The organism is Burkholderia ambifaria AMMD (assembly GCF_000203915.1).
In the GTDB taxonomy this organism is placed as follows: domain Bacteria; phylum Pseudomonadota; class Gammaproteobacteria; order Burkholderiales; family Burkholderiaceae; genus Burkholderia; species Burkholderia ambifaria.
On sequence record NC_008391.1, the window covers coordinates 748,809 to 761,301 of the forward strand.

9 protein-coding genes and 1 pseudogene are annotated in these 12,493 nt (G+C 67.5%); 8 read left to right on the plus strand and 2 right to left on the minus strand.

Annotated elements, in window-relative coordinates; genetic code table 11:
- The first annotated feature begins 1 nt into the window (after position 1).
- The 4 genes from BAMB_RS19370 to BAMB_RS19390 are packed head-to-tail and all read left to right on the plus strand — an operon-like array spanning position 2 to position 5,237.
- Positions 2 to 1,051: an LLM class flavin-dependent oxidoreductase gene (locus BAMB_RS19370; RefSeq protein WP_011658867.1), complete on the plus strand. Its 1,050-nt coding sequence runs from the start codon at positions 2 to 4 to the stop codon at positions 1,049 to 1,051.
- 7 nt (positions 1,052 to 1,058) lie between these two features.
- Entirely contained in the window at positions 1,059 to 2,417 is a 1,359-nt protein-coding gene (locus BAMB_RS19375) for an LLM class flavin-dependent oxidoreductase (protein ID WP_011658868.1), read from the plus strand.
- Between the two features lie 59 nt (positions 2,418 to 2,476).
- The gene (locus BAMB_RS36120; RefSeq protein WP_011658869.1) at positions 2,477 to 4,261 is read left to right on the plus strand and encodes an amino acid ABC transporter permease/ATP-binding protein; all 1,785 of its coding nucleotides are present in this window, start codon (positions 2,477 to 2,479) and stop codon (positions 4,259 to 4,261) included.
- 34 nt (positions 4,262 to 4,295) lie between these two features.
- The gene (locus BAMB_RS19390) at positions 4,296 to 5,237 is read left to right on the plus strand and encodes an ABC transporter substrate-binding protein (protein ID WP_011658870.1); all 942 of its coding nucleotides are present in this window, start codon (positions 4,296 to 4,298) and stop codon (positions 5,235 to 5,237) included.
- 94 nt (positions 5,238 to 5,331) lie between these two features.
- On the opposite strand, the pseudogene BAMB_RS19395 reads toward BAMB_RS19390, so the two are convergent.
- A pseudogene (locus BAMB_RS19395) lies at positions 5,332 to 6,341 on the minus strand (LLM class flavin-dependent oxidoreductase).
- A gap of 108 nt (positions 6,342 to 6,449) precedes the next feature.
- On the opposite strand from BAMB_RS19395, the gene BAMB_RS19400 reads away from it, so the two are divergent.
- From BAMB_RS19400 to BAMB_RS19415, 4 genes are all read left to right on the plus strand, one after another.
- Complete coding sequence (locus BAMB_RS19400; RefSeq protein ID WP_011658872.1) at positions 6,450 to 7,589, plus strand: acyltransferase family protein; 1,140 nt, start codon at positions 6,450 to 6,452, stop codon at positions 7,587 to 7,589.
- A 424-nt stretch (positions 7,590 to 8,013) separates the two neighbouring features.
- The gene (locus tag BAMB_RS19405) at positions 8,014 to 8,931 is read left to right on the plus strand and encodes an alpha/beta hydrolase family protein (RefSeq protein ID WP_011658873.1); all 918 of its coding nucleotides are present in this window, start codon (positions 8,014 to 8,016) and stop codon (positions 8,929 to 8,931) included.
- On the plus strand, positions 8,928 to 9,359 hold the full coding sequence (locus BAMB_RS19410; protein ID WP_011658874.1) for a MarR family winged helix-turn-helix transcriptional regulator: 432 nt from the start codon (positions 8,928 to 8,930) through the stop codon (positions 9,357 to 9,359). Before BAMB_RS19405 ends, BAMB_RS19410 begins: the two co-directional genes overlap by 4 nt.
- Before the next feature lie 499 nt (positions 9,360 to 9,858).
- A complete protein-coding gene (locus BAMB_RS19415) occupies positions 9,859 to 11,301 on the plus strand; it encodes a sialidase family protein (protein WP_011658875.1) in 1,443 nt (480 codons plus the stop codon).
- A gap of 62 nt (positions 11,302 to 11,363) precedes the next feature.
- On the opposite strand, the gene adhP is transcribed toward BAMB_RS19415, so the two are convergent.
- Positions 11,364 to 12,392, minus strand: a complete 1,029-nt coding sequence (adhP, locus tag BAMB_RS19420; protein ID WP_041491467.1) for an alcohol dehydrogenase AdhP — start codon at positions 12,390 to 12,392, stop codon at positions 11,364 to 11,366.
- Between the last annotated feature and the right edge of the window lie 101 nt (positions 12,393 to 12,493).

Sequence of the window (12,493 nt, forward strand, 5' to 3'; positions counted from 1 at the left end):
CATGTCTTATTCGCTTTCATTGCTGGATAAAAGCCCGATCGCCGACGGCACGACCGCCGCCGACGCGCTGCGCTTCACGACGACCCTCGCGCAACGCGCGGAACAGCTCGGCTACGAGCGCTTCTGGGTGGCCGAGCATCACGGCGCGCCGGGCTTTGCGAGTTCCGCGCCCGAGATCGTGGTCGCGCACCTGCTCGCGCACACGTCGCGCATTCGCGTCGGCTCGGGCGGCGTGATGCTGCAGCACTACAGCCCGTTCAAGGTCGCCGAGTCGTTCAGGCTGCTCGCCGCGCTCGGGCCGGGCCGCGTCGATCTCGGCATCGGCAAGGCGCCCGGCGGGCTGCCGCTCACCACGCGCGCGCTGCAGTGGTTTCACGACAAGGCGAACAAGCCCGACTTCGCGGGCCAGCTCGCGGCGCTCGACGCGTTCCTCGGCTGGGGTGTCGCCGAAGATCATCCGCTCGCCGGTGCGGTCGCGCTGCCGGTGCCGCCACACGCGCCCGAGCGCATCCTGCTCGGCGGCTCGCCCGACAGCGGCGCGCTCGCCGCGCGCCACGGCTGGCGCTTCTGCTACGCGGGGCACTTCAACGGCGACGACGCGAACCTCGAGCGCTCGCTCACCGCGTATCGCGACGCGGGCGGCACGCGCGCGCTCGTCGCGCTGTACGCGGTCGCCGCGCCGACCCGCGACGAGGCCGAGCAGCTGATCGGGCCGCTGAAGATCTTCCGGCTGCAGTTCGCCGGCGGTCAGAGCTTCAACCTGGCGAGCGCGCAGGCCGCGGCGGAATTCGCGCGGCAAAGCGGCGCGTCCGACTACCGGATCGACGAGCTGCGCCCGACCGTGCTGGCCGATACGCCCGAGCGCGTGCATCGCGCGCTCGATGCGCTGAGCCGGCGGCTCGACGTCGACGCGTTCGTGATCGACTCGCCGGTGACCGATTACGCGGCGCGCCTCGCGTCAGCCGAATGGCTCGGCGGCGCGCAGTCGATCACGCCCGTGCAGGCGGCCCTTTCGGCCGAACGTTCCCTTTACCCCGACCAGAACGCGTGACGCCCCCATGACGACCCGACGATCGATTCCCTTCGGCCTGATGCTGCAAGGCGCAGGCAGCCACATGAACGCCTGGCGGCACCCGAGCAATCCGCCGGACGCGAGCATCAACCTCGACTTCGCGATCGGCATCGCGCGCAAGGCGGAAGCCGCCGGCATCGCGTTCGCGTTCGTCGCGGACGGCCTCTACATCAACGAGAAGTCGATCCCGCACTTCCTGAACCGCTTCGAGCCGCTGACCGTGCTGTCGGCGCTCGCGGTCGCGACGAAGAAGATCGGCCTCGCGGGCACGATCTCGACGTCGTACAGCGAGCCGTTCACGGTCGCGCGCCAGCTCGCGTCGCTCGACGTGATCAGCGGCGGGCGCGCGGGCTGGAACGTCGTGACGACGCCGCTCGAAGGCACCGCGAAGAATTTCGGCAAGGCGCATCCGGAGCACGCGTTGCGCTACGAGATCGCCGACGAATACCTCGACGTCGTGCAGGGGCTGTGGGACAGCTGGGACGACGACGCGTTCGTGCGCGATCGCGCGACCGGGCGCTTCTTCGATCGCGACAAGCTCCATACGCTCGACCATCACGGCCGCTTCTTCCAGGTCGCGGGCCCGCTGAACATCCAGCGCTCGCCTCAGGGGCAGCCGGTGATCTTCCAGGCCGGCTCGTCCGACACGGGCATCGGGCTCGCGGGCAAGTATGCGGATGCCGTGTTCACGCATTCGCCGTCGCTCGACGAAACGGCCGCGTTCACGCGACGCGTGAAGCAGAGCGCGGTCGAGCACGGGCGGCAGCCCGGCGACGTGAAGATCTTCCCCGGCGTCGGCCCGATCGTCGGCCGCACGGCCGCCGAAGCGGAAGACAAATATCAGGCGATCCGCGACCTGCTGACGATCGACGAGGCGCTCGCGTATCTCGGCCGCTATTTCGATCACCACGATTTCACGCAGTACGCGCTCGACGCGCCGTTCCCCGACCTCGGCGACCTCGGCCGCAACAGCTTTCGCTCGACCACCGACCGGATCAAGGCCGACGCGAAGCGCAAGCAGCTCACGCTGCGCGAGACGGCGCTCGCCGTCGCGACGCCGCGCCCGAACTTCATCGGCACGGCCGAGCATGTCGCCGACGAGCTGATCCGCTGGCACGACGCCGGCGCCGGCGACGGCTTCATCCTCGGCTTTCCAGTGCAGGCGCAGGGCGTGGACGACTTCGTCGACCTCGTGATTCCGGTGCTCGAGGCACGCGGCCGCTACAGCCGCGACCTGCCGGGCAGCACGCTGCGCGACCACCTCGGCCTGCCGCGCAAGGCGAGCCGCCATGCGGCGCCCGGCGCGGTGCAGAAACAGGACGACGCGGCCGAAGCGCACGCGTGACGCCGACGCGCCGTCACGCGCGGCGCGTCCGACCGACCCGATCGAGGACCTTCATCGACATGAGCGACACGACCCATCTCGGCGGCGCGCTGCCGCCGCTTCCTTCGTCCCGCGTCCGCGACGCCGGCACGCGCCTGCGCATCGTGCCGGCCCGCCACCGCTCGCGCACGGCCGGCACCGTGCTCGCGCTCGTGCTGATCGCGCTCGCGCTGCATTCGATCCTCGGCAACCCGCAATGGGGCTGGCCGGTATTCGCCGAATGGTTTCTGTCGCCGCCGGTGCTGTCCGGACTCGCGCGCACGCTGGTGCTGACGCTGCTCGGCGCGGTGTTCGGCTTCGCGCTCGGCGCGTTCGTCGCGCTGGCGCGGCTGTCGCGTTCGCGCCTGCTCGCCGCGAGCGCGTGGACCTTCGTGTGGCTGTTCCGGTCGATTCCGCTGATCGTGCTGCTGCTGATCCTCAACAACCTCGGCTACCTGTACGAACACGTGCGGCTCGGCGTGCCGTTCACCGACATCGTGTGGTTCGACACGCCGACCACCGACCTGATCAGCCCGTTCCTCGCGGCCGTGCTCGGCCTCACGCTGAACCACGCGGCGTTTTCCGCCGAGGTGATCCGCGGCGGCATTCTCGCGGTCGACCAAGGGCAGCTCGAAGCCGCCGCCGCGCTCGGCCTGCCGCGCGGTCGCCAGACTACGCGGATCGTGCTGCCGCAAGCGATGCGCGCGATCCTGCCGACCGCGTTCAACGATCTCATCTCGCTCGCGAAAGGCACGTCGATGGTGTACGTGCTCGCGATGCCCGAGCTGTTCTATACGGTGCAGGTGATCTATCGCCGCAATCTCGAAGTGATTCCGCTGCTGATGGTCGCGACCGTCTGGTATCTGATCATCCTGACCGTGCTGTCGGCGATCCAGGTTCAGGTCGAGCGCCACTACGCGCGGGGGGCGTTGCGCAACCCGCCGCCGTCGGCACTGACGTTCGTGCTGGCGCGCATCGGTGCGCTATGGCGGCGTGCCGCGGCACGCCACGCGACAACCACCGCAACGGCACGCGGCGACGCCGCGGCAGCGCCGCTGCCGAGCGTCGGCGGCGAAGTCGCCGTGCACAACGTATCGAAACAGTTCGGCATGCAGCGCGTGCTCGACAACGTGTCGTTCGTCGCGCCGCGCGGCAGCGTGACGGCGATCATCGGGCCGTCCGGGTCGGGCAAGTCGACGCTGCTGCGCACGATCAACCATCTGGAACGCGTCGACGACGGCTTCATCGACATCGACGGTGAGCTGATCGGCTATCGGCGCGACGGCGACGTGCTGCACGAGCTGAAGGAGCGCGACGTGCTGAAGCGGCGCACGGCGGTCGGCATGGTGTTCCAGAACTTCAACCTGTTTCCGCACTTGACCGTGCTCGAGAACCTGGTGGAGGCGCCCGTCGCCGTCGCGGGCATCACGCGCGAGGCCGCCGAGCGCACCGCGCGTACGCTGCTCGCGCGTGTCGGCCTCGCGGATAAAGCCGATGCCTACCCGCGCCAGCTATCCGGCGGCCAGCAGCAGCGCGTCGCGATCGCGCGGGCGCTCGCATTGCGCCCGAAGGTGCTGCTGTTCGACGAGCCGACGTCGGCGCTCGATCCCGAACTGGTCAACGAAGTGCTCGACGTGATCAAGGAACTCGCACGCTCGGGCACCACGCTCGTGATCGTCACGCACGAGATCGGCTTCGCGCGCGAAGTCGCGGACAACGTGCTGTTCATGGAGCGCGGCCGCGTCGTCGAATCGGGCCCGCCCGCCGTTGTGCTCGACGCGCCGGCCCATCCGCGCACGCGCGCGTTCCTGTCGCGGGTGCTGTGATGCACGCCGCTCCCCACCTCCGAGGCGACCGACGATGATCGACCGACGCCAGTTCATGACGGCCGCGCTTGCGGCCGCAACCGGCCTGCGCGGGCATGCCGCCGATGCGGCCAATGCAGCCACTGCGACGGCGGACCTCGATCCGCACCAGAGCGGCCGGATCCGTGCGTCGCGCGACGACGCGGCAATTCGCGCGGCCAGCCACTACCGCTGGGTGCGCGACGGTGCCTTCACGGTGGCGATCTCGCCGCATGCGCCGCCGGTGTCGACCTACGCGACCGACGCGCGCACCGTGGTGGGCGCCGATCCCGACTATGCGCAGCTCGTCGCGGATGCGCTGGGCCGCACGCTGCGGCTGGTGCCGATCGCGTGGGCCGACTGGCCGCTCGGGCTCACGTCCGGCAAGTACGATGCGGTGATCTCGAACGTCGGCGTGACCGAGCAACGCAAGGAGAAGTACGACTTCACGACCTACCGGCTCGGGCTGCACGGCTTCTACGTGCGCAACGCGAGCCCGATCGCGCGGATCGCCCAACCGAAGGACATCGCCGGTTTGCGCATCATCACGGGCGCGGGGACGAGCCAGGAGCGCATCCTGCTCGAATGGAGCCGGCGCAATGTCGCGCAAGGGTCAAAGGCGACCGAGCTGCTCTATTTCGACGACGATGCGGCGGCACGCGTCGCGCTGCTGTCGGGCCGCGCGGATGCCGAGCTGAACCCGAACGCGTCGCTCGCATACGAGGCCGCGCGCGACGGCAAGATCCGCCGGGTCGGCGTCGTCAACGCGGGCTGGCCGGCGAATGCCGATGTCGCGATCGCGACGCGTCGCGGCAGCGGGCTCGCGCCCGCCCTGACGCTCGCGACGAACACGCTGATCGACAACGGCCGCTACGGGCAGGCGCTCGCGCGCTGGGGGTTGCAGAGCGAGGCGCTCGCGCGTGCGCAGACGAATCCGCCGGGGTTGCCGTCGTTCTGATTCGACGGGCCGATGCACGGGTGCAGGAAATGAAATCGCCCCGGCGGTCCGCGATCGACATGCCGGGGCGAGACGAAGCATCGGCCGTCGTCGCCTATGCGGTCACCGCCACGTTCTCGCGGTCGAGTTCCGCGATATGCGCATGAATCGCCGGAATCAGATCGCGTCCATAGGCCAGCGCATCGTCGAGCGGATCGAAACCGCGTATCAGGAACGTCGACACGCCGAGCCGGTAATACGCGCCGAGCGCACGCGCGACCTGCTCGGGCGTGCCGACGAGCGCAGTCGAATTCCAGCGCGCGCCGGTCAGGTTCGCGACGCCCATCCACAACCGCTCGTCGAGCACGTCGCCCTGCGCGGCCGCGGCCATCAGCCGCTGCGAACCGGCATTCTGCGGCGCGTGGCCGTCGATCGGCTGGCCGTGCGCGAGCCGTGCCGCTCGCACGCGCGCGCGGATCGCCTCGGCCTTCTCCCACGCGGCGGCTTCAGTGCCTGCGACGATCGGCCGGAACGACACGCTGATGCGCGGCGCGCGTCCGAACGGCGCCGCGGCGCCCCGCACGCGCGCGATCTGCTCGCGCACCGCGGCGAGCGGTTCGCCCCACGTCATGTAGACATCCGCGTGCTGCCCGGCCACCGCCAGCGCGGCCGGTGACGAGCCGCCGAAATAGATCGGCACATGCGGCCGCTGCGCGCTTTTCACGACAGGTGACGCCCCGCGCAGCCGGTAGAACGCGCCGTCGTGATCGACCGGCGCATCGGCGAGCCAGATGCGTTTCAGCACGTCGAGATATTCGCCGGTGCGGCGGTAGCGCGCGTCGTGCGGCACGAAATCGCCGTCGCGCTGCAGGTCGGCATCGTCGCCGCCCGACACGACGTTCAGCGCGAGCCGGCCGCCGCTGAATACATCGAGCGTCGCGATCTGCCGCGCGGCGGCCGCGAACGACGCGACGATGAAGCCGTCCGCCGCGTTGCTGAAATGGCCGACCAGGATCTGGTCGAAACCGGCGGCTTCGTGCGCCGCGCAAAGCGCCGCACTTAGTCGTGCTGGACGGCGCCGCCGCCCGGTACGTCGACCTGCGAGTCGGGCGGCGCAGTGATCATGCCGATAATGTCATGAGGGCCCCACGGCGGGGGCTTCAGACCCGTCTAAATCGGCCTTAATGGTATATTCGCGCCTTCAGCCTGACCGGCCATTCCAAGCCTAGCGACATGACACAAATAAAGAGAGACGGGAAAATCGTATTTGCAAATCAGCTTCGGGGCCTAGCTGTCTTGTCCGTCATCGTCGCCCACTATCTCGGAGTCTACTGGTTCGGTCGCGACGTAGTCGCCCAAACCATTGGCGCGCCGATAGTCGAAGGGGGCGCGCCGCGCATCTTCCCATACGTTTTCTTTGCTCCGACATTCAACTACGGCCCGTTCGGAGTCGCGGTCTTTTTCCTGATCAGCGGTTTCGTCATCCCGTTCTCGCTAGAGAAGTTGGGCGGTGTGAAATTCATTACAGCTCGACTGTTCAGGATTTTCCCGACGTACTGGGCGGCCACCTTGGTCACGCTGGGCGCCATCTATCTGTCCACCAGATACTGGGGGAGCCCATTCTACGTCACGTCCGATCAGGCAACGTGGAACCTATTGTTGCTCCACCAGCAGCTCAACGTCGCCAGCATCGATATGGTCAATTGGACGCTGTGTATCGAGGTGCTCTTCTACGTCGCGGCCTTGCTGATGTGGCCATTCATCAAGCGTGCGTCAGCGCTCGCGTTGGTGAATTTTTCGCTTGTCGTCATGGCGCTGGTGACATGGTGGCCGGCATCATGGGACACGATTCAAGTCGGATCGACGCCGGTAGTATTGGCGTTTTTCAAGTACCAGCTCATGATGGTCTCCTTCTTGTTTATCGGGACCTTGTTCAATTTCCGGTTGAATCAGCGCATCTCGACCGCAACGCTGTTCGCATCCACCATTGCGATCTTCATCGCTTTTCTTGCAGCGTGGCCACATACGTCGCTGGCCGCTCAGTTCTGGGCGACACCGATCAACTACTTTTATGCTCTAGTTTTGTTTTCATGCTGTTTCGCGCTGCGCGACCGTTTCAGACCGCTGAAGATCGTCGACTTCTTTGCGAACATCAGCTATCCGCTTTATCTCGTACACGCGGTCAGCGGCTACGCGATCATCCGTCTTTTGATGGTTTACCACTTCAGGTACTACCAAGCCGCTGCGGTCGCTCTCATATGCGCTGTTGCGGTCGCCTACATCCTGCACCGAGTCATCGAAATGCCGACCGCGAACATTTGGAATCGGCGTAAACCGATGCCCGACCAGCAAACTCGCGTCGAAAGTGCATGAACACGAAGACGGCCCGGTAAACGCTGGTGCCGGCTCCGTGAGAGGCCTATCGCGCTACGGCGATGACGGCGGAACGGACTCATGGCCGGATATTGAGTCCGCCGACACTTCCCGGCGCTGAACTCGCGAACCATTCTAAGAATCACCCGGAGCGGAATATTCGGATGTCCTCGCTCACCGCGATTGCTTCGCAACCGTGAGCAGCGCGGAATCGCCGAGAAAGCCGACATCGATCGCGTTGCCGTTCAGGCTCTCGTCGACGGACGGCGCGTCATCCTCCCGAAAAATAGGTTCCGTGTCGACCCGTCCCGCATTCAGCCCGCCGGGAAGCCGTTCGAATGATTCCTCGACAGATATTTCGTGCGCGAAATAATTCTCGACCTATATTTCGCATACGAAATAACTGCCCGACACGAGGACGGCCATGACGCCAGAACCCATCGAGTTTTCCGCCGCCGACGGCTACCCGCTGCGCGGCACGCTGTGGTCGCCGGACGCGCCGCCGCGCGCGCTGGTGTTGATCCATCCGGCAACCGCCGTGCCGGAGCGGCTGTATGCGGGCTTCGCGCGCTTTCTGACCGAGCGCGGCTTCGCGGCGCTGACCTACAACTATCGCGGCATCGGCGCGTCGCGGCCCGCGCGGCTGAGCGCGCTGCAGGCCCGCATGCGCGATTGGGTCGAACTCGACGTCGGCGCCGCGATCGCGTGGGCGCGCGAGACATACGACGGGCTGCCGCTGTTGGCGGTCGGGCATAGCGTCGGCGGGCATGCGATCGGGTTGTCGGCCGGCACCGCGCATCTGCGCGCGGCCGTGCTCGTCGCCGCGCACGCGGGCAGCACGCGGCTGATTTCCGGCGCGGCGGAGCGGCTGAAGGTGCGGCTAATCCTGCGCGTGCTCGGCCCGCTCGCGTCCGCGCTGCTCGGCTACGTGCCCGGCAAACGGCTCGGGCTCGGCGAGGATCTCCCCGCCGGCGTGTTCCGCGAATGGAGCCGCTGGACCACGCTGCCGCGCTACTTCTTCGACGATCCGACGCTCGGTGCGGCCGAGCGCTTCTCGAAGCAACAGTTGCCGATTCTCGCGCTCGGCTTCGACGACGATCCGTGGGCGAACCCGCCCGCGATCGACCTGCTGGTAAGCTACCTGACCCGCGCGGCCATCGAACGCCGCCAGATTGATCCGCACGCCGCGGGCAGCGGGCCGGTCGGGCACATGGGCTTCTTCCGCAGCCGGCCCGGCGCCGTGCTGTGGCCCGCGGTCGCCGACTGGCTCGCGCAGGCGCTCGACGCGCCGCGCGAGGCGGGCCGCCCGTCCCTTTCCATTGCTGCCGGGAACCAAGCTTGAGCGAAGACCGACGACTATTTTTCCTGTTGAACATCGGCCAGCGGCGCGTGCAGCGCTGGGTCGACCGCAAGGCCGAAACCGATTCGCGCGCCAGCGCCGCGCAGGCCGGCGTGCTGTTCTGCCTCGCGAAGCAAGATGGTGCGCTGATCGGTGAAGTCGGCGCGGCGCTGCAACTGGCGCCGTCCGCGATGACGGGGCTCGCCGACCGGATGGCGAAGGCCGGCCTGCTCGCGCGTCACGCCGATTCGGACGACGGGCGCGCGACGCGCCTGTTCCTGACCGACGAAGGTCACGCGGCGCTCAAGCGTGCGCGTGTGGTGCTGCGCGAGTTGAACGGCAAGCTGTGCGACGGGTTTTCCGACGCGGAACTCGACGTCGTCGCGCGCTGGCTGCACGCATTGCAGGACCGTTTTCCGGCGGAGCGCTGAACCGCGCGCGCAACGCATCACGTCAGTCACGCTACATCACATCGCCTCGATACGTCACCCCCCGCACGCCGCGATCGAAAGCGATTGCGATTCGCATTTTCGCTTCGTTTTCCGCACCAATACGGCGGCAAATTTTGCGTTCCGGACGTGCCGCTTCGGCAACGCTTTCCGGCTACGCTCTGTTACAAAAAATTGCCTCCCGCGCCGCATGGGGATCGCCTACATTGCAATCCACTTTGCTGCATTCGCCGTATGCACCGACCTGCCTTCCCGTCGGGTCCGCATTGCAGGCTCTACCCGACAAGCAACGAAAACGAAGAGGAGTCTTAACCGACGTGCTGGCGGCATCCAGCACACGCGGATTGCGATGACCGAAACGGCTTCCTGAACGACCCGACCCGACGCGTTGCACGGCACCCTTTGTCGCTGCGCACCGATGCGCGTCGCGTCGTCGTGCCGTGCCCGGCCATCGCCGCCGCATGTCAACGAGGAGTAGTCCATGCGACGCACGATCGTGTCCCACTCGCTTGTCACCCGCCTGTCCGCCGTGATGGCGATGGCCGCCGCCGCGGCGGCGCACGCCGAACCCGTGGTCGTGTCCGGCCCGAGTCCATTCGCCGCCTGCACCATCGGCGGCCCCGGCACGAACTACGTGAACGCGGAGGTCGAACCGTGGCTTTCGGTCAATCCCGCGAACCCGACCAACATGATCGCCGTGTGGCAGCAGGACCGCTGGTCGAACGGCGGCGCCCACGGGCTCGTCGCCGGTTACACGTTCGACGGCGGCGCGACCTGGGCGCGCACACCGCAGCCGTTCAGCGCATGTGCGCCGGGCGGGCTCAAGTACGAGCGCGCGTCCGATCCGTGGGTGTCGTTCGGGCCGGACGGCACCGCATACTCGGTGTCGATCTCGTTCAACCAGTCGAACAACGGCAATGCGGTCGGGGCTTCGGTGTCGACCGACGGCGGACAGACATGGAGCAGCCCGGCCGTGCTGATCGCGAACGACGAGCCCACGACGCAGTTCTTCAACGACAAGGAATCGGTGACGGCGAACCCTGTGAAGGCCGGCACCGCCTATGCCGTGTGGGACCGCCTCGAGCTGCCGAACGGCAATCCGTACGCGAACCTGCACACGGCGGCCTACCGCGGGCCGACGCTGTTCTCGAAGACGGTCGACGGCGGCAAGACCTGGACCAAAGCGAGAGTCATCGTCCACGTGCCGGCGCGTCAGCAGACGATCGGCAACCAGATCGTCGTCGATCCGAAAACGGGCACGCTGTACAACTTCTTCGATCTGATCCAGCCGCCGTTCGGCAAGGCCGCCGGCAAGGTCGCGTTCATCAAGTCGACCGACGACGGCGCGACCTGGACGCAACCGCGGGTGATCGCCGGGCTGCAGACGGTCGGCGTGACCGATCCGAACACCGGCGAACCGGTGCGCACCGGCGACATCATTCCGGAACCCGCGATCGATCCCGCATCGGGGCAGCTCTACGTCGTGTGGCAGGACAGCCGCTTCAACGGCGGCAAGTACGACGAGATCGCGCTCTCGACGTCGAAGGACGGTGGCGCGACCTGGAGTGCGCCGCTGCAGGTGAACACGCCGACCGGGCGCCCCGCGTTCAATCCGTCGGTGCGCGTCGACAATGCGGGCTCGGTGATGGTGAACTATTACGACTTCCGCGATCTGCAGGCCGGCAACACGACCACGCTGCCGACCGGCTTCTGGCGCAAGATCTCGCATGACGACGGCGCCACGTTCGCCGACGAGCGGCGCGTCGGCGGTCCGTTCGACATGAAGCTCGCGCCGAACGCGGAGGGCTTCTTCATCGGCGATTACCAGGGGCTCGACGTGCTGCCGTCGTCGTCGTTCCATCCGCTGTTCGTGCAAACCAACAGCAATCTGACGAACCGCACCGACGTGTTCTTCGCGCCGTGATGCGCGCGTGAGCTGCGCTGCCGCGACGTCCCCCACGTCGCGGCAGCGTGCCCGAGCGCGCGTCAGTGCATGTCGGTCAGCACGACGCGACCGTCGATCCTGCCTTCGCGCAGCCGCGCGAATATGTCGTTGATGTTGCCGAGCCGGTCGCGATGGATATGCGCGCGCACCAGGCCATCCGCCGCGAAATCGAGCGATTCCTGCAAGTCGCGCCGTGTGCCGACGATCGAGCCGCGCACCGTGATGCCGTTCAGCACGGTCGAGAAGATCGGCAACGGGAAATCGCCGGGCGGCAAGCCGTTGAGTGCCACCGTGCCGCCGCGTCGCACCATCCCGAGCGCCTGCGCGAACGCGCTGCGCGACACGGCCGTGACCAGCACGCCGTGCGCACCACCGATCTCCTTCTGGATGACCTTCGCCGGATCGTCGACCGATGCATCGATCGTCAGCTCTGCGCCAAGCTGGCGCGCGAGTTCGAGCTTCGCGGGTGACACGTCGATCGCCGCGACGTGCAGGCCCATCGCGCGCGCGTATTGCACGGCTACGTGGCCGAGGCCGCCAATGCCCGAAATCGCGAGCCACTGGCCAGGGCGCGTGTCGGTGACGCGGATGCCCTTGTAGACCGTCACGCCCGCGCACAGGATCGGCGCGATCTCGTCGAACGCAACCTGCGCCGGCAGATGGCCGACGTAGTCGGGATCGGCCAGCACGTATTCGGCATAGCTGCCGTTGACCGAATAGCCGGTGTTCTGCTGCCCGTGGCAAAGGGTTTCCCAGCCGGTGTGGCAGTACTCGCAGTGGCCGCATGCCGTGTAGAGCCAGGGCACGCCGACGCGGTCGCCCTCGCGTACGTGCGTGACGCCCGCCCCGACCGCCGCGACGACGCCCACGCCTTCGTGTCCGGGAATGAACGGCAGCGTCGGCTTCACGGGCCAGTCGCCGTCGGCGGCATGCAGGTCCGTGTGGCACACGCCCGACGCCTTGATGTTGACGAGGATCTGGCCCGCGCCCGGCGTCGGAATCGGCACTTCCTCGATGCGCAACGGTTCGCCGAACGCGTGTACCACGGCCGCTTTCATTGTTTGGGTCACGAGTCGCTCCTGGGTGGTCGATGTTCCGGCCAGTATCCGGACTCGAAACCGGAGCGCCTTGATACGCATCAACGGGGCGGGAAACGCGCGCGACGGTGGCG